Here is a 24,045-nt window from a genome sequence, read left to right on the forward strand (position 1 = left end):
GCATGTCATCACCTTTATTAAGCCAAGTTAATGCGATTAATTGGAATCGCATTGAAGATGAAAAAGATCTAGAAGTTTGGAATCGTTTAACCATGAATTTTTGGTTACCTGAAAAAATTCCACTCTCTAATGATATTCCCTCATGGAACACGCTGACACCGGCTGAAAAACAACTGACAATCCGTGTTTTCACTGGGCTCACTTTACTTGATACCATCCAAAACACCGTAGGCGCACCAACTTTAATGCCTGATGCACTCACGCCTCATGAAGAAGCCGTGTTATCTAATATCTGTTTTATGGAAGCGGTTCACGCTCGCTCTTACAGTTCCATATTCTCTACACTCTGCTTAACAACTGATGTCGATGAAGCATATCGTTGGAGTGAGGAAAATCCTTACTTACAAAAGAAAGCAGAAATTATTTTGCGTTATTATCAAGATGAAGATCCTTTAAAGAAAAAAATTGCCAGCGTCTTTTTAGAATCCTTTTTATTTTATTCAGGATTCTATTTACCAATGTATTGGTCAAGTCGAGGAAAATTAACCAATACAGCTGATTTAATTCGCCTTATTATTAGAGATGAAGCCGTTCATGGTTATTATATTGGCTATAAATTTCAAAATCAGTTATTAAATAAATCGGAAACAGAGAAACAAGATATTAAAGATTTTGCTTTTTCATTATTATTAGATTTATATGATAATGAGGTGAAATATACTGAAGATCTTTACGACATTGTCGGTTGGACTGAAGATGTTAAAAAATTTCTTCATTATAATGCAAATAAAGCATTAATGAATTTAGGGTATGAAGCTTTATTTCCTGATGAGATAACTGATGTAAGTCCTGCAATTCTTTCTTCATTGTCACCAGATGCAAATGAAAATCACGATTTCTTCTCTGGATCAGGTTCATCTTATGTTATTGGAAAAACCATTAACACTGAAGATGATGATTGGGATTTTTAAGATTTACTAGCCTCATTAAAGATAAGAGAAATAGCCAAATACATTCAATTTAATTATGTATTGGATGTAAAACATAATACACTGAAAAATATAGATTATTTTTTGGTGTATTTTTATTTGTCTATTAAATAATCTAATCAATTGATTTTTGCCGTTCAATGTTGTCAAAAAATCAATTTTTTTCGAATGATTTTAGCTTAACGCCCATAGATAAACCTTATTGTTACACACAAAACATTAAATAACCTAATGTATTTGGATTTTTTTTCATTTATTTTTCATCTTTTTTTCTCTCTATTTTGATATTAAACATTCCTTTTATTGAGTTCCTAATAAAAATAACAATATTTCTAAAAATAAAGTTATTTCAGTTGGTTAGAGTAAAATTCATCTTTTAATAAATTTTCTTTTTTTCACTTTATTTAATTATTAATCATATTTGAAATAAAGAAAATATAGCTAAATTATTTAATTAATTATAATTAACATAGGGTTGCCAGACTCAATCATTGTGGTAGGGTATTTTCCTTACTAAAAATCTTATTTAGGAAAAACAACAACACTTATTAATTAATATTTAATTTATTCCTTTCAATATTTAAATAGGAAACTATATATTGCATGGCAATTAAACTCGAAGTAAAAAACCTCTACAAGGTATTTGGTGAACACCCTAAACGCGCATTTGAATTATTAGAATCTGGTATGAATAAAGATCAGATTTTTGATAAAACGGGGCTTACGGTGGGTGTTCAAAATGCAAATCTGGCAATTGAAGAAGGCGAAATATTTGTCATTATGGGATTATCCGGTTCAGGTAAATCCACTCTAGTCCGCCTTCTCAATCGTCTGATCTCTCCAACAAAAGGAGAAGTGCTTATTGATGGTGAAAATATTGCTACCATGTCGGATAAAGAATTACGACAAGTACGTCGTAAAAAAATCAGTATGGTGTTTCAGTCATTTGCATTAATGCCCCATATGAACGTGCTTGATAACACAGCATTTGGCATGGATCTCGCTGGCTTAAGCAAAGACGAGCGTTATAAAAAAGCCATGGATGCCTTAGAGCAAGTCAATTTAGGCAGTTACGCAAATTCTTGGCCTGATGAGCTTTCTGGGGGGATGCGTCAACGTATAGGTCTTGCCCGGGCGCTTGCTAATGATCCTGATATATTGTTAATGGATGAAGCCTTTTCAGCACTTGATCCACTAATTCGTACAGAAATGCAAGATGAGTTATTAAGCTTACAAGGCGATAAACAACGCACCATTGTGTTTATCTCCCATGATCTGGATGAAGCTATGCGTATTGGCGACCGAATTGCCATTATGCAAGGTGGCGTTGTTGTCCAAACGGGAACGCCGGATGAAATACTCAACAATCCAGCAAATGATTATGTGCGTACGTTTTTCCGTGGCGTTGATATTAGCCACGTATTTAGCGCAAAAGATATTGCCAAACGTCGCCCAGAAACCTTACTGCATATAGCTCCTGGTTTTGGCCCACGCTCCGCCTTGAAAGTACTCGAAGATGAAGATAGAAACTTTGGCTATCTCATTGAACGGGGAAGAAAATTTGTTGGCATCGTTTCCATTACGTCTCTTGAAGAGGCACTTAAAAATAAACAACCTATTGAGTCAGCTATTTTACCTGAGCCTTGCGCCATTAATGGTGATACACCATTAAACGAGCTGATTTCAACTGTTGCACAATCTCCCTGTGCTATTCCTGTTATTGATGAAAAAAATCGTTATATCGGCTTAATTTCTAAAGGAATGTTACTACAAGCACTGGATAAGGAGACGCCAAATGAGTAATACAACAGATCAAAATACGACTTTGGATGCAGATATCCAAGAAACCATAACAAGTGAGACAACACAAGGGACAACCAATAACGCCAGTGATGATCCTTGGGCAACAACAGATACAAGCACAACAGAAAGCGATCCTTGGAACAGTACTGACAGTGCATCAACAGATGCCGATCCATGGGGCGCTGGTGGTAGTACTGAAAATATCGATACCTCATCCACAGGCAGTGATTGGCTAGATGCAGCACCAACAGATGTTACACCAGATTCATTCAATCTAATGGATCCGTTTCACAATACGCTGATCCCATTAGATTCATGGGTTACCGATGCGATTGACTGGATTGTGTTGCACTTTCGTCCCGTTTTCCAAGGTATTCGTGTACCTGTTGATTTGGTATTAAGCGGTTTTGAAAATTTCTTAACCTCAATGCCTGCACCTATCGCCATTATTCTGTTTTCTCTGATTGCATGGCAACTTTCAGGTAAAGCCATGGGTATCGCATCTTTTATCTCATTAATACTCATTGGTGCGATTGGTGCTTGGTCCGAAGCCATGGTGACCCTCGCATTAGTACTCACTTCATTACTGTTTTGTCTTGTTATCGGGCTTCCATTAGGAATATGGCTAGCTAACAGTGATAGAGCATCCAAAATTGTTCGGCCTTTACTGGATGCAATGCAGACAACACCTGCGTTTGTTTACTTAGTTCCTATCGTCATGTTATTTGGTATTGGTAACGTGCCCGGCGTTGTGGTCACCATTATTTTTGCTTTACCTCCCATTGTGAGATTGACCATTTTGGGGATCAAACAAGTCCCTGAAGATTTAATTGAAGCAGCACAATCATTTGGTGCGAATCCTCGCCAAATGTTATTTAAAGTGCAATTACCGCTTGCCATGCCAACGATTATGGCGGGTGTAAACCAAACACTGATGTTAGCACTTTCAATGGTTGTTATTGCATCAATGATCGCCGTTGGTGGATTAGGTCAAATGGTATTACGTGGCATAGGTCGTCTTGATATGGGTCTTGCTGCCGTAGGAGGCGCAGGTATTGTTATCCTCGCCATTATCCTTGACCGATTAACACAATCTTTAGGCCAAAACAGCCGTCATAAAGGTAATCGATGCTGGTATATGACAGGGCCTATTGGCTTAATTTGCCGACTCTTTGGCAAAAAAGCATCGTAATAAACATTTACACTATTAATTAAAAAATCAATAAAGAACATCACGTTCAATCAATATAAGAAATAGAAGTGGCAGTTCTGCTGTCACTATTTATCTCTTACCATAACAACAGAAGGAAAAACTATGCGTAATCCAGTTCTCTGGGCAACCGTATTGTCCGCCACACTGATAAGCACCCAGTTATCCGCTGCTGATTTACCTGGAAAAGGGATTTCGGTTCAACCTGTGCAAAGTACGATTTCTGAAGAAACCTTTCAAACTTTAATCGTTAACAAAGCACTAGAACAATTAGGTTACACTGTTCAGCCAATTAAAGAAGTTGACTATAACGTTGCTTACTCCTCTATCGCCAATGGTGATGCAACCTTTATGGCCGTCAGTTGGGTTCCTCTTCATAATTCACAATATGCCGCGGCGGGAGGTGATAATACCTTTTATCGTAAAGGGAATTATGTCGTTAATGCGGCTCAAGGTTACTTGATTGATAAAAAAACAGCAGAAAAATATAACATTACAAATATTGAGCAATTAAAAGATCCTAAAATTGCTAAATTATTTGATGCCAATGGTGATGGCAAAGCCGATTTAACCGGGTGTAATCCGGGATGGGGTTGTGAAGAAGCTATCAACAATCACTTAAAAGCCTATGGATTGGAAAAATCGGTTACACACAACCAAGGTAATTACGCGGCAATGATGGCTGATACCATCACTCGCTATAAAGAAGGCAAACCCATTTTTTATTACACTTGGACACCTTACTGGATAAGTGATGTATTAAAACCGGGTAAAGATGTTGTTTGGCTACAAGTACCGTTTTCTTCATTACCAGGTGATGATAAAACTGATACCACATTAGCAAATGGTAAAAACTATGGCTTCCCGCCAAGTACCATGCACATCGCAGCAAATAAAAAATGGGCTGAAGAAAACCCTGCTGCGGCAAAACTCTTTGAAGTCATGAAAGTGTCTGTTGCCGATATTAATGCGCAAAACTTACGTATGCATAATGGTCAAAAATCACAAGCAGATATTGAGCGCCATGCTAATGCTTGGATCAAAGCACATCAAAAAACCTTTGATGGTTGGATTGAGCAAGCCCAAGCAGCTGCAAAATAATCAATAAATAATCTTAATTTAAGATTATCACAAAACAGGTCACACTATTGTGGCCTGTTTTTATTGATAAAGACTAAAATGAAATATTATTAGGCCGAACGAAACTTATATAATAATTAAAAGATATTAATACCACTTTATTATTAAGATTATTCTTTTTATTAATGGCTGAGATAGGCCTATCTTTCATTCTCTCATTTCTTCAATTATGATTATCCTTTTCTCCAGTTGCCATTTTGGCACTCTCGTTTTTATATTTTAGATAAGGAATAAACTGTGTCTTACACTAATAAACCCGTACCAGAAGAAATTAAACGTTGGAACTGGGGTGCTTTCATGTTCAATATTATTTGGGGATTTGGTAATAAATCCTATCTTCCATTATTAGCGCTTGTTCCTTTACTTAATCTCGTTTGGATCTTTGTCTGTGGTATTAAAGGGAATGAATGGGCTTGGAAAAATGGTGATTATGATTCTGTTGAAACCTTTATGAAAGTGCAAGAAACATGGAATAGAGCGGGCTTTGTTTACTTTATTATTAGTATCGTTATGGCTGTTCTTTTCTTTATTTTCTTCTTCACTACCATGATGGCAATGATTGCAACTTCTGCCTCACACGGTTATTAATTCAATATATTGGGTATAAACTCTTAATGACAATAAATCCCATAATATCCATGGGGTTTATCTGTTTTTACTTGCAATAATATTCGAAACATTTTGCTACTATAAATCACTGATGACGAAAATAAAAATATTCCAATCCACTGATAGTAAGCATCATTTTTTTACTAAGGAATGAACCATAATAATATGTTTTTATATGGTTATTAGCTTGATAGATAGAGGTGCCCCCAACTTCATCAATAGTGATAATAATTATCATCATCTTTTTTCACTTAACACTAAATACAGATAACTACACTATTGATCCCTCATTATATTTAAATATCATATAAAACAATATATTAAATAAATCAAACTACTTTATTGGTTGTTATAAAGTGTTTAATATCCCTTATTTTCATTCCCTCCTTTTAATTCTCTAATTATAATTGCGCACACATTTCTAAAGAAAAATTAATAATTTTCAAAGTAAAATAATAAATACAAACACAGAACAGTCTGATAATTACAATTATATACATTTGATTTTTCTTTTATTTTTAGAGCTAAACATTTATTAATTCAGGTAAATTTCAGAAAATAGTTTTATGACCAAATCGTAAATAAATTAAACATTTGAAATAAATATATTCAATAAGATAAAAATAAGCTAATAATAAAACAATAATTTTGAGATAGTATACGCACTTTTGAACACAAGGATGCGTCATGACAATTTATGACTTAAAACCCAAATTTCAATCTCTCTTGCGCCCTTATGTAAAACAATTATTTACAAAAGGGATCACCGCAAATCAAGTTACACTGTCTGCCTTACTGTTATCCATTGCCGTTGGTGGATTACTTTTGCTTTATCCTTCTCCTCGTTTATTTTTATTACTCCCTTTTGTCCTCTTTTTTCGGATGGCGCTTAATGCCATTGATGGCATGCTTGCCCGAGAACATAATCAAAAAAGTGCGCTTGGAGCGATATTAAACGAAGCTAGCGATGTTATTTCAGACATTGCACTCTATTTACCTTTTGTTTTTATTTTTCCACAGGCCTACTGGTGGATCATGCTGGCACTTTTTTTAATGATAATGACTGAGTTTTTAGGTGTTCTTGCCCAAACTATTCATGCGTCTCGTCGTTATGATGGCCCCATGGGAAAAAGTGATAGAGCCTTTATTTTCGGTGCTATTGCGTTTTTTATCGGAATATTCCCCTCACTGACATTATCAGAAAACACGCATTATCTTTTTATTATTATTAATTTATTACTTTTGTTGACTTGTTATCACCGAATTCATCGCGCACTAAAAGAAGCAACGATGACAGATAAAGATAAGGATACATCGTTATGAATCAACAACCGCAATATCAAACTCAAAGGAATATGATTGAGTCTGAATTTACCACCAGCGATAAGACACCACTGTATTATCGCCACTGGCCTGCTCAAATTACCACTGAGCCAAAAGCAATTATTTTATTTCACCGAGGTCATGAACACTCAGGGCGTGTTTCTCATCTAGTTGATGAGTTAGATCTTCCTGATTTTTCAATGTTTGCTTGGGATGCTCGTGGACATGGTAAAAATGAAGGTGCTCGCGGTTATAGCCCATCAATGGGAACATCAATAAAAGATATCGACGAATTCGTTCATTACGTTTCATCCAACTATAATATTCCAATGGAGAATATTCTGGTTGTTGGTCAAAGTGTCGGTGCTGTTTTAGTAACTGGTTGGGTACACGATTATGCCCCAAAAATCCGTGGTATGGTGTTAGCCTCGCCAGCATTTAAAGTGAAGTTATATGTTCCTTTTGCACGTACCGGCCTCGCCTTAATGCAAAAAGTTCGTGGCCTTTTTTACGTCAATTCGTATGTGAAAGCCAAATACTTAACCCATGACCAAAGTCGTATAGACTCTTTTAATCAAGACTCTCTGATCACTCGCCCTATTGCCGTCAATATTTTATTAGAACTTTATAAAACGGCAGATCGTGTTGTTGAAGATGCAAGTGCGATTACTTTACCAACACAATTATTTATTTCAGGTAATGATCATGTGGTTCACGCCAAGCCTCAACACCTTTTCTATGAACGTTTAAATACCCCTATCAAAGAAAAGCACGTCTTACCCGGCTTTTACCACGATACATTAGGTGAAAAAGACAGGGTTATCCCTATTAATAAAATGCGTAGTTTTATCGAAACCTTATTTGCACAACCACTTTATCAACATGATTACCAGCATGAAGATACTTGGAGCCATAGCGCTGATATGTATCGTGCATTACAGACCCCTCTTCCTAAATATTGTCTAAAAAAACTTTATTATAAAGTACTTAGTCGTTCTATGAGCACTTTAGGTAAAGCATCTGAAGGGGTTGCGCTGGGTTACGATAAAGGTTTTGATTCTGGATCGACTCTAGATTATGTCTACCGTAATCAGCCTCAAGGGAAAGGATTATTTGGTCGAGTTGTTGATAGGCAGTATCTAAATAGTATTGGTTGGCAAGGGATCCGCCAACGTAAAATCAATATTGAAAATACGATCCGCTACGCAATTCGCCAATTAATACAAAATAATATGCCTGTGCATATTATGGATATCGCAGCAGGACAAGGGCGCTATCTTTTTGATGCTGTTAATGATTATAGCAAGATTGATTCAATTTTAATGCGTGATTATAGCACCATTAATGTCGAACAAGGCAGAATGGCGATTAAAGAGCGTCACTTAGAAGATAAAGTACGCTTTGAAGAAGGTAACGCTTTTGATGCAGAAAGTTTGAGTTCAGTTTCACCTTCACCAACGTTAGGCATTGTCAGTGGACTCTATGAATTATTCCCTGAAAATCATCTGCTAAAAGAGTCTTTAAAAGGACTATCGCAAGCCATACCTAGTGGCGGTTTATTGATTTATACCTGTCAACCTTGGCACCCTCAGCTTGAAATGATTGCGCGTGTATTACCAAGTCACCAAAATGGACAACCTTGGATCATGCGTTGCCGTAGTCAAGGGGAAATGGATGCTTTAGTCAATGAAGCGGGATTTGAAAAGTTAGATCAACAAATTGATCATTGGGGGATTTTCAGTGTATCGATAGCAAAACGTCGCTAACAGAATATACCATCAATCACTGGGCTATCGCTATATGGCAACATATAGCGATAGCTTTAAGACGTTGTAAAACAGAAATATAAACAAATAAAGGAATTTTAGTATGGGTGGAACCCAACATTCTCAAATAACATCATCAAGAAAAAGTATCTGGCTCGCTGGTATTGTATGGCTGTTATTTCTGGCTCCATTTTTCTATTTAACTTATATGCAAGTTAACACTTATACTTCCACTTTATCTGATGTTCCTTCTTTTGTTTATTCATGGGAAAAAGCGATCCCCTTTTTACCCTGGACAATCATTCCTTATTGGAGTGTAAATATTGCCTACGGTATTTCACTGATTATTTGTACAACGCTAAGAGAGCAATTTATACATGGATTACGTTTAATTGTGGCCTCACTTATTGCTTGTGCTGGTTTTTTATTATTTCCATTAAAATTTAGTTTTACTCGCCCAACAACAGAAGGGGTTTCTGGCTGGTTATTTACCCAATTAGAAGGTTTCGATTTACCCTATAATCAAGCCCCTTCTTTGCACATTATTTTATTGTGGATAATTTGGTTACGTTTTCGCGCACATACGCCCAAATCATGGCAATGGTTTTTGAATTTATGGTCATTGCTTATTGCTATTTCTGTGCTGACAACATGGCAACATCACTTTATTGATATTATTACAGGCTTTGGTGTTGGTGTGTTTATTTGTTATTTATTACCAATAAACTCTCGTTGGAAATGGCATTTTACCGGCAGCAAACGCAGTTTACGTATTGGTAAAAATTATGCGTTATCAGCAATGGTGTTTTATCTGTTATCTTTTGGCCTGCAAGGTTTCTTTTGGATCTTTCTCTGGCCAGCAATCACATTAACTTTTGTAACTTTGGGTTATTTAGGGGCTGGAGCTTCTATTTTTCAAAAAAATACACAGGGTGAAATTCCCCTTTCTGCACAGATAATCCTATTACCTTATCGCTTTTTTGCTTGGTGTACTTATCGCTATTATTTAACTCGTTGCCAAACTCCCAGTTTAGTGGCGGAAGGTGTTTTACTAGGTGGACGCCCTCTCTATAAATTAAACGCTAACGCAGTGTTTGATTTAACCTGTGAATGGCCAAGAAACAAATTTAGCCAAAATCAGCTTTATTTAGCCCAACCTCAAATCGATTTATTACCATTATCTCCTGATGATATCAGCAAAGCCATGTTGTCTATGGAACATCTTAGCCAAGTAGGAACTGTTTATATTCATTGCAAATTAGGTTATTCGCGCAGTGCTACTATTGCAGTCGCATGGCTAGTTTATAATGGCACAGTTGATACCTTGGAGGACGCAATAAAACAGGTGTATCAAACACGCCCTCAAGTGATTTTAAATCCAGAAACACAAGAGGCATTACAAATTTGGTATTCACATTTCCAACAAAATAGAGGCAACAATGCTGACAACAAAAACTAGCGGTAAAGTCATTGTATCTTTAACTCAAAGTTGGCGTTATTTACTGCTGTTATCACTGTTACCTTATATAAACACATGGCCTGTTTTTAGCCTTCACGTTCACAATAAATTAGCATTCTTTGGTGCTTCTCTTTTATTTTTATTTACGCAATATCACCTTTTTCGTTTATGGCTTGATAGTCATTTTTTTCAAGCCCTTTATCGCTATCAAGACCATGTTAGCTTTGATGAAAGTCTCTCTACATTATTTCCTAAACGCCCCAAAAAACAGACGATGGAAGCCCGCTGGTTAGGGACTAAACGTCTATTTTCTTTTGCAGTTATTGGTATTTCAGTTCAATGGATATGGTGTTTGGCTATACTTTTTCTTACGTCTTTTAGTTATTAATAAGCTAGGTTCAATATTTATTCATTATACAAAACAATATGTTATAAAAATAAAATCTAAGGAGTAATATCAAATTAATTGAACATCTCTATCACAGTAATTCTTTTCTCAAAAAAATGACTCATGTTACTATCATTTACCTTACAAATGATTCGTTATGAGTATTATGGAAAACAGCGCACCAAAAACCTCGCTAAGCAAAGGTCTTATTTTACTTATGGCAGTTGCCACTGGCATGGTTGTTGCCAGTAATTACTATGCACAGCCACTACTTGATTCAATCGCAAACTATTTCCACATATCGGCTACTATGGCCGGATTTATTGTCACCACAGCACAATTAAGTTATGCCATCGGATTAATGTTATTAGTGCCTCTTGGCGATATTTTTGAACGTCGCTCACTCATTATTACCATGACATTAATTTCAGCGAGTGGTCTATTAATTACTGCTATGGCCTCTAATATTTGGGTAATGTTAATAGGAACTGCACTCTCAGGCATGTTCTCCGTTGTGGCTCAAATTCTTGTTCCTTTTGCTGCAACGCTTGCCGCGCCACATCAACGAGGAAAAGCCGTCGGAACGATTATGAGTGGTCTTTTACTCGGGATCTTACTGGCGAGAACGGCATCTGGGTTAATGGCGTCATTTACTAATTGGCAGGGTATTTTCTGGGTAGCAAGTATTTTTCTGGCAATTTTGGCTATCACTTTATGGCGCTGTTTACCCACTTATAAAAGTGAAACTAACTTAAATTATTTCCAATTGCTAGGCTCTATTTTCAAATTATTTGCAACAACTCCCGTATTAAGAACGCGCTCATTAGTTGGTGCACTTATTTTTGCTCACTTTGGTTTATTATGGACTTCAATGGCTTTTTTATTGGCTTCTGATCCTTTTAATTACTCAGATGCCGTGATTGGTTTATTTGGTCTTGTTGGTGCTGCAGGTGCATTAATGGCCGGTAAAGCAGGTGTATTAGTTGATAAAGGAAAAGGTAAAAAAACCACTACCGTGGGATTAGCCATCCTTTTTCTTTCTTGGGGTTTTATCGTTATTGCACCTTATTACCACTGGATAGGGCTCATCAGCTTTATTATTGGTGTTGTCTTGCTAGACTTAGCTGTTCAAGGTGTTCACGTTACCAATCAGAGCACCATATACCGTATTTTACCGGATGCTAGAAACCGCCTAACTGCCGCTTATATGACAAGCTATTTTATCGGTGGTGCATTAGGATCTTTACTATCAGGCTATGCTTATCATCAATATGGATGGACAGGGGTTTCCATCGCTGGATTAGTCATTGGTGTTATTGGACTTATTGTTTGGTTTTTAGGTTATAAAAATGATCCAATAATCCACGCTGAATAATTTTCAAACCCAAGGATGGGTTATATTATTTCTTCAATCCTACTGTAATCAGAATAAAATGTTAATGTTTTAACAGCGTGATTACTATTAATGTATATCATCATCCTATTCTTTATTAAGAATAATTATATCAATCCCCCCAATAAAGCACTATATAAATAATTTCATTTCGATATCATCAACATAACAACCATTGGTAGTTATAATAAAATTATTACGTGTTTTATCGTAAAAAATGATCCCTTTTTTCGTAAATAGACTACTATTCATTGTCAGATAAGTGATAAATTAATTTTATTAACTTATTGCAAAGAGATAAGTACCTATCTTTTTTTTGTGTTATCATTCAGAAAATTTATGAATCAGGTAACATAATCAAAAAAACATAGTGACTATAAATAATAAAAATTGCTAAATTGTGTGTTTAATATACCATTTAACATGTTGATAACAGCATTATCCTAATTTTCGAAACTAACAAGGTGTCTAAAAATGGAAAGCTCATTTACGCCAACAGAAGAATTACTAAACACTCGCGCTACACAACAGAAATCGCTTAACAAAGATATTCCTTATCAAGAAATTTTGTTAACTCGCCTTTCTATGCATGTTCAAAGCAAACTTCTTGAAAGTCGTAATAATATGTTGAAGTCTCAGGGTATTAACGAGACATTATTTATGGCACTAATGATATTAGATACGACAGAAAATCGTAGTATTCAACCATCAGAATTAAGTGCAGCTTTAGGCTCTTCAAGAACAAATGCAACGCGTATTGCTGATGAGCTTGAAAAACAAGGTTGGATTGAACGCCGTGAAAGTCATAATGACCGCCGTTGTTTACATCTCCATTTAACTGATGCAGGCGAAGAGTTTTTAAATAGCTTATTACCACCACAACATCAATGTTTAAAACAAATCTGGTCTGTATTAGATCAATCTGAACAAAGACAGCTTGAAACACTAATGCGTAAGTTATTATTACAATTAGATACTTTGGCTGAAAAAGGTTGTGAATAAGTAGCATAATAAATAGTTTTATTGATCTAATCCTATTTACGCCATAAATCGGCAAACATACTTACCCATTAGCATTTATAATTTACCTTCACGCTAATTATTATTCTAAGATTGACTTTATAATTATGTTTCCAGTTTTAATACTGGAAACATATCTAATGATGTTTTTCTGGTTTTATGGAGATCTTCTAAATGAGTGTTAATGAGGAAAATACCCTCCCTCAGGCTCCCATTCGCAATAAAAAACGAACTCGCCGAAATGTTTTACTGTTGCTAACTATCCTATTTATTGTTGCAGCCGTAGCTTATACAGCTTATTGGTTTATGGTATTAAGACATCATGAAACGACAGATAATGCTTATGTAACTGGCAATCAAATCATGGTGATGCCACAAATTTCAGGTTCTGTTACCACTGTTTATGTGGATAACACCGATTTTGTAAAAGCAGGAGCCCCCTTAGTTTTATTAGATTCAAGTGATGAAAAATTGGCATTAGAAAAAGCAAAAACAGCATTAGCAAATAGTGTTCGCCAAATGCATCAGCAAATCATCACAGGTCGCCAACTAAAAGCAAACATCATTTTACGAGAATCAGAGCTCACTAAATTACAAAATGATCTTCGTCGTCGCGAAGTTTTAGGCGAACGCAATGTCATTGGTAAAGAAGAACTTCAACACGCCAGAGAGGCAGTATCTACCGCAAAAGCGGCTTTAGAAGTTGCAAAAGAGCAATATAATGCTAATCAAGCAATTATCTTAAACACACCAATTGCAAAACAACCTTCTGTTTTACAAGCCTCGACTGATGTTCGTAATGCATGGCTCGCATTAGAACGTACTAAAATTTTAAGCCCAACAGATGGCTATGTTTCGCGTCGTAGCGTTCAAGTCGGCGCACAAGTCTCGCCGGGTAAACCATTAATGGCCGTTGTTCCTGTAACGGGTATGTGGATTGATGCCAATTTTAAAGAAACCCAGCTCGCTAATATGCGTATTGGGCAACCGGCAAAGATCACAACTGATTTTTACGGCAAAAAAGTCATTTATCACGGCACTGTATTAGGTTTAGATATGGGAACAGGTAGTGCTTTCTCATTATTACCAGCGCAAAATGCCAGTGGTAACTGGATAAAAGTTGTTCAACGCTTGCCGGTTCGTATTTCTTTAGATGAAAAAGAATTAGCGGAAAAACCACTGCGTATTGGTCTTTCTTCTGAAGTGACTGTCGATACGATTAACCTTGATGGAAAAGTATTATCACACAGTGAACGCCAAACGCCAGCTTACCATACTGATGTTTTAACAATTGATATGTCAGAGATTAATAAACTGATCAATGAAATCATTGAACAAAATGCAGGACAATAAAGGCGAGGTGTAAAGGTGATCAAAGAGCCATTACAAGGAGGAAAACTTGCCTTAATGACCATCGCCCTTGCGTTGGCAACCTTTATGCAAGTTCTCGATTCTACAATCGCTAACGTAGCCATTCCAACTATTGCAGGAAACTTAGGTGCCTCTAACTCACAAGGTACTTGGGTTATTACCTCTTTTGGTGTGGCGAATGCTATTTCTATCCCCATTACTGGTTGGTTAGCAAAACGTATTGGTGAAGTTCGACTCTTTATGTGGTCAACAGCACTTTTTGCACTAACCTCTTGGCTTTGTGGCATTTCTCAAAGTCTTGAAATGCTTATTTTCTTTCGTGTACTTCAAGGCTTAGTTGCAGGACCATTAATTCCTTTATCACAAAGTTTGCTATTGAATAACTATCCACCAGCAAAACGAAATATGGCACTTGCACTATGGTCAGTAACCATTGTTGTTGCACCGATTTTAGGGCCTATTTTAGGTGGCTACATCAGTGATAACTATCATTGGGGATGGATATTCTTTATTAACGTTCCATTTGGTGTGTTGATTATTATGTGTATATCAAACACCCTAGCTGGACGCGAAACCAAAACTGAAATTAAACCAATAGATACTATTGGTCTTGTTTTACTCGTCGTGGGTATAGGTGCTTTACAAATCATGCTCGATCAGGGTAAAGAGCTCGATTGGTTTAATTCGACAGAAATCATAGTCCTCGCCATTGTGGCAGTAGTTGCACTCAGCTTCTTAATTGTTTGGGAGTTAACAGACGATCATCCAGTGATAGATCTCTCGCTCTTTAAGAGTCGAAACTTTACCATTGGTTGTGTCACACTCAGCCTCGCCTATATGATCTATTTTGGCACCATTGTTTTACTGCCCCTGCTTTTACAAGAGGTCTTTGGCTATACAGCAACATGGGCTGGATTAGCATCAGCATCAGTAGGTTTACTGCCTTTAATTATCACACCGATAATAGGCAAGTTTGGTGGTAAAGTGGATTTACGCTATATCATCAGCTTTAGCTTTATTATGTTTTCTGTGTGTTTTTATTGGCGAGCTTACACCTTCGAACCAGGAATGGATTTTTCCACTGTGGCATGGCCTCAATTCTGGCAAGGTTTAGCCGTTGCGTGTTTCTTTATGCCATTAACAACAATGACATTATCTGGATTACCACCAGAAAAAATGGCATCAGCGTCAAGTCTTTCGAACTTCTTAAGAACATTGGCAGGGGCAATTGGCGCATCCTTAACCACAACAATTTGGACACAAAGAGAATCGCTTCACCATGAAACCTTTGTAGAAAAAATTAATCCACTCGATCCTGATTCGCAAATGGCGTACCAACAAATGAATGATCTTGGTCTTTCAAATGAACAAGCATCAGCATATTTAGCGAAAATGATCACAGAGCAGGGATTAATTATTTCAGCCAATGAAATTTTTTGGTTAGCAGCAGGTATTTTCCTTATCATGATGGTCGTGGTTTGGTTTGCAAAACCGCCTTTCTCACCGGGGAAATAATGCCATTAACGTAGGCCTTATAAATAAAAATCCCGCTTAAAAATCATAATAATTAAGCGGGATTTTTTATATTATATTTAAATCAATAAAGCAATTAGCCTTTGTGCTGACGCCACCATTCAGCTAATAACACACCAGAAGCTACAGAGACGTTTAAGCTTTCAACGTGCCCAGTACCGCCGATGTAAATGCTCATATCACCTTGATTTAAAGTACCTTCACTTAAACCATCTTTCTCTTGACCTATGATAAGTACCATTTTCGCCGGTAATTGCGCTTTTGATAATGGCACACTGCCTTTATGACTTGATGTTGCCACCAGCGTATAACCCGCTTTTTTAAATTTATCTAAAGTTTGAGCAAAATTATCAGCATCAATACCTTGGATATATTCAGCACCACCTTCTGCGGTACGAACAGCAGCACCAGATTCCAAGACAGCAGAATCAGGAGAGATAACGCCTTTCACACCAAAGTGTGCACAACTACGCATAATAGCCCCTACATTATGTGGATTCCCCACATCTTCAAGTGCTAATACGCAATCATGTTCAGGTGCATCTTTCAGATAAGTTTCTGCATCATGACCAACACGTTTTTTGATTAAAAAGCATACGCCACCATGATGATCAGTACGAGCGGCTTTGACCATCTCTTCTTCTTCAACAACATGATAAGCTTTACGGTTTGCAGCCATCCATTTTAGGGCATCACGAAAACGAGGTGTCACATCTTGTAAAAACCAAGCACGAACAATTGCATCAGGACGATTTTTAAACATTGCCTGACAGGCATTTTCACCATAAATGCGGGTTTCTTCTAAACGCTGACGACGTAGCTGTTCAGGATCGATTTGGCTCTTGCCAGTAATGCCATCGTGCTCTTTAATTGCCTCTTCGCCCGCAGGGCGAGAAACCGTTTTCCATGGAGAAAAACTTCCGCCTTCGCTATCGCGAGAAGGTTTGGATTCATTACGTGATGTACCACGCCCTGAAGGCTTACCTGCACCGCGATCATCACGACGAGAAAATTTGTTATCACCACGTCTGTTATCGCGATTTTTATCATCGCGGTTATCACGTCTATTATCACGACTTTTGTCGTTACGGTTATCACCACGACCATTTTCAGGACGACGGGATGGTTTTTTAGGTTTATTGTCGGCATTGTCCTCACTACGGACATACATCACTTTTACTTTGCCGTTTTTACCTTCATAAGAATCGTTCATTTGTCTCTCCAACTGCAATAGGGGCGCAGATTACATGATAGTTTAGCAACTGTCACCGAGAGAATCACGCAGAGTAAGAGATAAACCTATATCAAAAAACACTCTCTTTCAAAATAAGATCAGATTCAACAAAACGAAAAAGTGTATCCATGATCAATTTTTTCCTAAAATCATGATTAAATACAGCTTGGTCTTCATCTGTCTGGCCAAGAAAGTTTTTTCCTGTATTTTGTAATACTGTTTTTATTGTAGATGTTAAATCAGCTATTTTTTTATCATTTAATTTATTCAATTCATTTTGTAAATTATCAATATAATTAAGTGCAAAAAGACCACATCCATTAGGTACATTTTTTTGTAAATTGTCTTCTATATTAAAGATATTAAATCCTTTTTCTTTTAATCTAGCTAATAATTTATTACGATCATCATTTTCTTTTTTAATTGAAGATAATGAGTCACATAAAAAACAACTATCTTTATAAGTAAATAATGCTACCCAATGATTGTGGTTGACTAAAGCGATGTAATTTTTTAACTCATCAGTTTTTTTTTCATTTTCTATTTTTTTAAGTACTGTTTCATAATCGCTAATATCACATTGATAGGGTTGAAATGAAACCCAAGATTGTAATTCTGATGCAGAAATATAACGATTATTATTGCTTACGCTTTCAGAGTTTACGCTTTCAGTACTGTCTGCTAACACAACATTCTTTAAATAAGTATCAATCACTGAGATAAAAACATTGTCTCCATCTCCTTCTTGTTTAGCTATTTCTGTTCCGCAAGCCATAGCACTTAATAAAGGTCGTTCTTTGAAATATTCGCTCTCACCTTTTACTTTTACTTCATAGAGTGATTTAATTAGTTCCTTAATATCTTCTCTTATCGAATCACTTAATTTTGAATAAATTAAGTAGAGTTGATTTGTTGCATATAGGCTTATTTTTATATCATCATGAAACATGATATTTATCAAATATTCTAAATCTTTTGAACTTCCATTCCTTACTAAATCAGCAAGTTTATTTATTTGATTTTTAGCAATATCAAGATTACGACTCAAACTATCTTTATTAAAAATATCAAATAGATTTTTAATTTCATTATCATTAATACTCTGTTGATTAGAAACAAAAGAGATTGGCATTATGTTCATAAATCACCACAAATTATTAAATAATAATAATCCTATTACCATCCAGTAAATTAACTTTCATAAAAAAAACAACTGATAGTAGACTTTTGGGTATCATGATAATATTCGATTCTTTTTTATGAGTATTGGTCAATCTGTTATGCATGACAATGCAGTCTCTCGACTTCGTCAATATCGACTTTCGATTTCAACTCGTCCTTTTAAAGCGCGAGGTTTTCGTACAAAACGTTGCTCTTTTTGCTTATTACCTGAAAAACAGTGTCTTTGTGACACAATTGTCAATCAACCCGCAAAAAGCCTATTTTGTTTATTGATGTATGATACTGAAGTGATGAAGCCAAGTAATACGGGGAAATTAATTGCCGATGTATTACCAGACACGCGAGCTTTTTTATGGTCCCGAACGACGCCAGAACAAGCCTTGCTTGACCTCATCAATACACCAGATAGGCAAGCTTATGTTGTCTTCCCTGAAAGCTATGCATCAAGTGAACGTATTGTATACAACCAACTCCCTACAAATAGCAAACCACCTTTATTTATTCTTCTTGATGGTACTTGGAGTGAAGCACGCAAAATGTTTCGCAAAAGCCCCTATCTTGATGCTCTGCCTATCTTCTCTTTAAATGAAGCCAGCAAATGTGACTACGTGCTTCGCCAAGCAGCAAGAGAAGAGCAACATTGTACCGCAGAGGTCGCTGCCTCTATTTTAGAGAATGTCGGCGATATTCAAGCTTCACAACAACTTTTTTCTCATTTTAGTTACTTTCGTCAACAATATTTACTTGGAAAACCAGACCGAAGTCAGGCAAAAGAAGTGTAAATCAGCTACATTGAATAGCAGTTGATAATGAAACGCTGGAGTGAATATGAGCCAACGAGGTCTTGAAGCACTATTACGTCCTAAATCTATTGCAGTGATCGGTGCTTCTGAAAAATTGGGTCGAGCAGGAACAACAATGATGAGAAACCTGCTCAGCGGTGGATTTAATGGTCCTGTGTTTCCAATTAATCCATCTCGTGGCTCTGTCTCTGGTGTTTTTACTTATCCTTCTATTGATAAATTACCTCAAGTTCCTGATCTCGCAATTATTTGTACACATCATCGTCGCAATCTTGAGCTACTAAAACAATTAGGTGAATCGGGTTGCAAAGCCGTGATTGTGCTTTCCGCACAACCTGAACAATTTCAACCAATAAAATTACTTTGCCAGCAATATCACATCCGCTTACTTGGCCCAAATAGTTTGGGGCTTTTAGCGCCGTGGCAAGGTTTAAATGCTAGCTTTTCACCTCTGCCTGTTAAAAAAGGAAAGTTAGCTTTTATTTCGCAATCAGCAGCTGTTGCCAATACGATTTTAGATTGGGCTTACTATCGTAATATTGGTTTTTCCTATTTTATTGCGTTAGGTGATAACCAAGATATCCAAGTTGATGATTTGTTAGATTTTCTAGCAAGAGACAGTAAAACCAGTGCCATTTTATTGCATCTCGAACATATCAAAGATGCACGGCGTTTTATGTCAGCATCTCGTAGTGCTTCGCGCAACAAACCTATTCTGGTGATAAAAAGCGGTCGTACTCAAAAAGCTCAACTGCTACTGGGCGATACACCGAGTTATGACGTCGCTTATGATGCGGCTTTTCAACGTGCTGGGTTATTACGAGTACAAGATACCCATGAAATGTTTTCTGCCGTTGAAACACTTAGCTATATGACGCCTTTAAAAGGTGAAAGATTAATGATTATGAGTAATGGCTCAGCACCTGCCGCGATGGCAATTGATGAGCTATTTTTACATTCAGGAAAACTCGCACAAATTACAGATGAAACAAAACAAAAGCTACAAAGTGTTATTCAAGAAGAAAATAGCATTCGTAACCCGCTAAACTTAGGTGATGATACAACGGTTGATCGTTATATTTTGGCATTGAATTGTTTGTTGGATAGCCATGATCATGATGCTTTGCTTCTTATTCACACACCGAGTGCCATTGCTCCTAGCATTGAAACTGCTCAACGAGTGATAGAGGCCATCAATAAACATCCTCGACGTAAATGGCTTACCGTTTTCACTAACTGGGGTGGAGAGTATTCATCTCAACAATCGCGTAAATTATTTAGTGAAGCAGGAATTCCAACCTATCGAACACCTGAAGGTGCCGTCACCGCATTTATGCATATGGTAGAATATCGTCGAAATCAGAAACAGTTAAAAGAAACACCAGCATTACCTTTAGATGTCAAAATGAATACGCAACAAGCACATCGTTGCATTGAAGAAGCATTAAAAAATAAGCAATATCGATTAGATACACACCAAGTTCAGCCCATTATGGAAGCTTACGGTTTTAATACACTTCCAACTTGGATTGCCCATAATGCTCAAGAAGCTGTCAATATTGCTGAAAAAATTGGTTATCCTGTTGCTCTGAAATTGCGTTCCCCTGATATCCCTCATAAGTCCGAAGTACAAGGTGTTATGCTTTATCTTCGAGACAGTACGGAAGTATCATCAGCAGCACATGCCATTATAGAGCGCGTCACAGAGCTGTACCCTCAAGCACAAATTCAGGGTTTATTAGTGCAAAGTATGGCAAATCGAGCTGGCTCTCAAGAGCTGCGAGTCGCTATAGAGCAAGATCCTATTTTTGGTCCATTAATTGTATTGGGTGAAGGGGGCGTTGAGTGGCAAATAGAAACGAAAGCCGCAGTTGCTTTGCCACCTCTTAATATGGCACTTGCTCGCTATCTGGTTATTAATGCGATAAAAAGCGGAAAGATACAGCCTAGAAGCGCTTTACAGCCTCTAAATATATTAAGTCTAAGTCATTTTTTAGTGCAAGTTTCTCACTTACTTCTAGATTGTCCGCAAATTGTCAGGTTAGATATTCACCCTCTATTAGCTTCAGGTAATGATTTTACATTACTCGATGTTGCGATGGAGCTAGCACCACTACAAGGCGATCCCCATCAAAAACTCTCTATTCGCCCTTATCCCAATGAATTAGAAGAAACCTTCTTTTTAAGGGATAACAATCCTTGCTTTATCCGACCGATCTTGCCGGAAGATGAGCCATTACTTAAAACGTTTATAAACCAAGTCACAAAAGAAGATCTTTATTATCGTTATTTTAGTGAAATCAGTGAGTTTACACATGACGATCTCGCTAATATGACACAAATTGACTACGATCGAGAAATGGCTTTTGTCGCAATCCGAAATCCTGAAGATCGGCCTGAAATCATTGGTGTTGCTCGTGCAATGGCGGATCCTGATAATCAGCATGCAGAATTTGCTATCCTTGTGCGTTCTGATTTAAAAGGAAATACCTTAGGCCATCAACTTATGGCTAAACTTATCAACTATACTAGAGAACATGGCATTAAACGTTTAACCGCAATAACCATGCCTGAAAATCGCAATATGATAAGTCTAGCCAAAAAACTGGGGTTTTCTGTTGAAGTACAATTTGATGAAGGAATAGTCAATCTTGATTTACAGCTTGAACCATCAAAAAATAGCCCAATACTATGATCATAAGAGAAAGTTTCTTTATGTGATTGTTCACGCATCCTTTGATAAATTAGCTATATATGATGATTTTATGCGTACATCCCATATAACTAATGTTATGATCAGAAGATCGGTTAAAGAAAATCCACATGGACGATGGCTCCATCTGCCATCATAAACAAGAGAATTAAGCACTGTGATGTTGTCTAAACTAAAACTTGCTAAGCATCAACAACACCTTGCACAACTGCCTAAATTAGCTCAGTCAGTTGCTGATGTTGAAACGCTTTATCAAACATCCGCGTTTCGCAGCACCTTATTGAAATACATTGCTCAAGCCCAAAAAGAGATCTTTATTACAGCTCTTTACCTAGAGCACGATGAGGCTGGTGAAGAGATCCTTGATGCACTTTACACCGCAAAACAACAACGTCCTGAATTATCCATTACCGTTATTGTTGATTGGCACCGTGCTCAGCGTGGGCGTATTGGTGTCTCTGCTGATGCAACAAATGCAGATTGGTACTACCATGTTGCACAACAACACCCTGATATCGAGATCCCTATTTACGGCATTCCCGTAAACACTCGTGAAGCATTAGGTGTACTACACCTTAAAGGCTTTATCTTTGATGATACGATTATCTATAGTGGTGCAAGTATTAATAATGTTTACTTGCACAAGCTGGATAAATATCGTTATGACAGATATCACATCATCAAAAATAGCGAATTAGCCTCCACAATGAAACAATTTATTGTGACTGATCTGTTGCAATCAGAAGCAATTCAACGACTGGATATCAAAGATAGAGTTCGTTGTGCCGAAATTAAAAACTGTATTCGTCAATTTCGTTTCAATTTACGCACGCGTGATGGTTATGATATTAAAGCTAACGCTTCTAACAATGAATTGGCAGTCACACCTTTAATGGGATTAGGTAAGAAAAATATCTTAAATAAGACCATTTCTCACCTTATGGCTTCTACTGAAGAAAAACTTGTTATTTGTACACCTTATTTTAATTTACCCGCGATACTTGTACGTCAAATCAGTCATTTATTAAGAAATGGCAAGCAAGTCGAAATTATTATTGGTGATAAAACTGCGAATGACTTCTATATTCCACCAGAAGAGCCATTTAAAATTATAGGTGCTCTACCTTATCTCTATGAGATCAATCTGCGTAAATTTACTCAACGTTTCCAACGATTTATTGATAATGACCAATTAACAGTAAGACTTTGGAAAGATAATGATAATACATATCACTTAAAGGGCCTGTGGGTAGATGATAATTGGCAATTAATTACTGGTAATAATCTTAATCCACGTGCATGGGGATTAGATTTAGAAAATGCCATATTGATTCATGATCCTAAACATGAATTACATGAACAACGACATAATGAGTTAGAGTGTATTCGCCAACATACTATTGTCGTGAAAAATTACCAAGATCTAGAAAGTATTAAACTTTATCCTCTAAAAGTGAAGAAATTAATCAAACGATTACGACGTATTCGTGTTGATAGATTAATCAGTCGTATACTTTAAATCGACGCTTCATTTGATAAGCCTTGCTATAATTTTAGCAAGGCTTTTTTGTTTTCTAATATTCCCCGTCTATACTTAGTAAACTCTTATATTAAAAATATCTTTATCAGTGAAAAGGCTTTTATTTTTTATGAAACAAAGGCTTAGATGTGGCTTTCTGATCGTTTTATTATCAGTAATAACTTTGACTGGTTGCCAATCATTTCATTTTGCTAATGATAATTGGAAAGGCAAAGATAAAGCTCAACATTTTTTATTTTCAATGGCAACATCTGCTGGTGCAAATGCGTATGCAGATCATCAAAATTATGGTCATAGAGAGGGATTATTAATTGGGCTCTCGGTTTCGATAAGTTTAGGGGTAGCGAAAGAACTTTATGATAGCCGCCCAGAAGGTACTGGCTGGAGTTGGCATGATTTTACTTACGATGTTGCAGGAGCTGTTGCAGGTTCATTACTTTATCAGCAATTAAAATAGTGCTTTATTTCCCAAAAATAAAATAGAGATATAAAAACCCCAAACGCAAAAAAGCCAACCCAGTGGGTTGGCTTTCTCGTCTTATTTAATGCCTGGCAGTTCCCTACTCTCA

20 protein-coding genes are annotated in these 24,045 nt (G+C 36.7%); 17 read left to right on the plus strand and 3 right to left on the minus strand.

The window, feature by feature from the left end; translation table 11 throughout:
• Nucleotides 1–2: 2 nt before the first annotated feature.
• The 5 genes from nrdF to DK858_RS15750 all read left to right on the plus strand — a co-directional run bounded on the left by nrdF (nt 3) and on the right by DK858_RS15750 (nt 5,730).
• Nucleotides 3–971, plus strand: a complete 969-nt coding sequence (gene nrdF, locus DK858_RS15730; protein WP_109398189.1) for a class 1b ribonucleoside-diphosphate reductase subunit beta — start codon at nt 3–5, stop codon at nt 969–971.
• A gap of 621 nt (nt 972–1,592) precedes the next feature.
• The gene (proV, locus tag DK858_RS15735; RefSeq protein WP_109398190.1) at nt 1,593–2,792 is read left to right on the plus strand and encodes a glycine betaine/L-proline ABC transporter ATP-binding protein ProV; all 1,200 of its coding nucleotides are present in this window, start codon (nt 1,593–1,595) and stop codon (nt 2,790–2,792) included.
• The gene (proW, locus tag DK858_RS15740; RefSeq protein ID WP_109398191.1) at nt 2,785–3,984 is read left to right on the plus strand and encodes a glycine betaine/L-proline ABC transporter permease ProW; all 1,200 of its coding nucleotides are present in this window, start codon (nt 2,785–2,787) and stop codon (nt 3,982–3,984) included. The genes proV and proW overlap by 8 nt, the downstream gene beginning before the upstream one ends.
• A gap of 123 nt (nt 3,985–4,107) precedes the next feature.
• Nucleotides 4,108–5,103, plus strand: coding sequence for a glycine betaine/L-proline ABC transporter substrate-binding protein ProX (gene proX / locus DK858_RS15745; RefSeq protein WP_109398192.1), 996 nt, complete (start codon nt 4,108–4,110; stop codon nt 5,101–5,103).
• Between the two features lie 276 nt (nt 5,104–5,379).
• Nucleotides 5,380–5,730: a ribonuclease G gene (locus DK858_RS15750; protein ID WP_109398193.1), complete on the plus strand. Its 351-nt coding sequence runs from the start codon at nt 5,380–5,382 to the stop codon at nt 5,728–5,730.
• A 106-nt stretch (nt 5,731–5,836) separates the two neighbouring features.
• On the opposite strand, the gene DK858_RS18095 is transcribed toward DK858_RS15750, so the two are convergent.
• Nucleotides 5,837–5,992, minus strand: coding sequence for a hypothetical protein (locus DK858_RS18095; protein WP_162556410.1), 156 nt, complete (start codon nt 5,990–5,992; stop codon nt 5,837–5,839).
• A gap of 446 nt (nt 5,993–6,438) precedes the next feature.
• Between DK858_RS18095 and DK858_RS15755 the strand changes: the two genes are divergently transcribed.
• The 8 genes from DK858_RS15755 (at nt 6,439) to emrB (ending at nt 15,986) form a co-directional block, all read left to right on the plus strand.
• Nucleotides 6,439–7,074, plus strand: a complete 636-nt coding sequence (locus DK858_RS15755) for a CDP-alcohol phosphatidyltransferase family protein (RefSeq protein WP_109398194.1) — start codon at nt 6,439–6,441, stop codon at nt 7,072–7,074.
• Nucleotides 7,071–8,840 (plus strand): bifunctional alpha/beta hydrolase/class I SAM-dependent methyltransferase, encoded by a 1,770-nt coding sequence (locus DK858_RS15760; RefSeq protein ID WP_109398195.1) that lies wholly within the window; start codon nt 7,071–7,073, stop codon nt 8,838–8,840. The genes DK858_RS15755 and DK858_RS15760 overlap by 4 nt, the downstream gene beginning before the upstream one ends.
• 103 nt (nt 8,841–8,943) lie before the next feature.
• Nucleotides 8,944–10,299 carry a phosphatase PAP2/dual specificity phosphatase family protein gene (locus tag DK858_RS15765; RefSeq protein WP_109398196.1) on the plus strand — a complete coding sequence of 452 codons (1,356 nt, stop codon included), beginning with the start codon at nt 8,944–8,946 and terminating at the stop codon, nt 10,297–10,299.
• Nucleotides 10,280–10,687, plus strand: coding sequence for a hypothetical protein (locus DK858_RS15770; protein WP_109398197.1), 408 nt, complete (start codon nt 10,280–10,282; stop codon nt 10,685–10,687). The genes DK858_RS15765 and DK858_RS15770 overlap by 20 nt, the downstream gene beginning before the upstream one ends.
• Nucleotides 10,688–10,853: 166 nt before the next feature.
• Nucleotides 10,854–12,062, plus strand: a complete 1,209-nt coding sequence (locus DK858_RS15775) for an MFS transporter (protein ID WP_109398198.1) — start codon at nt 10,854–10,856, stop codon at nt 12,060–12,062.
• Between the two features lie 492 nt (nt 12,063–12,554).
• Entirely contained in the window at nt 12,555–13,082 is a 528-nt protein-coding gene (mprA, locus tag DK858_RS15780; RefSeq protein ID WP_023581117.1) for a transcriptional repressor MprA, read from the plus strand.
• Nucleotides 13,083–13,274: 192 nt separating this feature from the next.
• Complete coding sequence (gene emrA, locus DK858_RS15785) at nt 13,275–14,453, plus strand: multidrug efflux MFS transporter periplasmic adaptor subunit EmrA (RefSeq protein ID WP_109398199.1); 1,179 nt, start codon at nt 13,275–13,277, stop codon at nt 14,451–14,453.
• 15 nt (nt 14,454–14,468) lie between these two features.
• Entirely contained in the window at nt 14,469–15,986 is a 1,518-nt protein-coding gene (gene emrB, locus DK858_RS15790; protein ID WP_109398200.1) for a multidrug efflux MFS transporter permease subunit EmrB, read from the plus strand.
• Nucleotides 15,987–16,080: 94 nt separating this feature from the next.
• Here the strand turns inward: emrB and DK858_RS15795 are convergent, their stop codons facing one another.
• Entirely contained in the window at nt 16,081–17,217 is a 1,137-nt protein-coding gene (locus tag DK858_RS15795) for a tRNA/rRNA methyltransferase (protein ID WP_109398201.1), read from the minus strand.
• Between the two features lie 91 nt (nt 17,218–17,308).
• Entirely contained in the window at nt 17,309–18,379 is a 1,071-nt protein-coding gene (locus tag DK858_RS15800; RefSeq protein WP_109398202.1) for a C48 family peptidase, read from the minus strand.
• A 139-nt stretch (nt 18,380–18,518) separates the two neighbouring features.
• Here DK858_RS15800 and DK858_RS15805 point away from each other — a divergent pair, with 139 nt between their 5' ends.
• From DK858_RS15805 to DK858_RS15820, 4 genes are all read left to right on the plus strand, one after another.
• Complete coding sequence (locus DK858_RS15805) at nt 18,519–19,202, plus strand: tRNA-uridine aminocarboxypropyltransferase (RefSeq protein WP_109398217.1); 684 nt, start codon at nt 18,519–18,521, stop codon at nt 19,200–19,202.
• A gap of 46 nt (nt 19,203–19,248) precedes the next feature.
• Nucleotides 19,249–21,918, plus strand: coding sequence for a bifunctional acetate--CoA ligase family protein/GNAT family N-acetyltransferase (locus DK858_RS15810; protein ID WP_109398203.1), 2,670 nt, complete (start codon nt 19,249–19,251; stop codon nt 21,916–21,918).
• A 178-nt stretch (nt 21,919–22,096) separates the two neighbouring features.
• A complete protein-coding gene (gene pssA / locus DK858_RS15815) occupies nt 22,097–23,455 on the plus strand; it encodes a CDP-diacylglycerol--serine O-phosphatidyltransferase (RefSeq protein WP_109398204.1) in 1,359 nt (452 codons plus the stop codon).
• Between the two features lie 130 nt (nt 23,456–23,585).
• A complete protein-coding gene (locus tag DK858_RS15820; protein ID WP_109398205.1) occupies nt 23,586–23,933 on the plus strand; it encodes a YfiM family lipoprotein in 348 nt (115 codons plus the stop codon).
• The last annotated feature ends 112 nt before the right edge of the window (nt 23,934–24,045 follow it).

Source organism: Proteus faecis (assembly GCF_003144395.1).
GTDB lineage: Bacteria > Pseudomonadota > Gammaproteobacteria > Enterobacterales > Enterobacteriaceae > Proteus > Proteus faecis.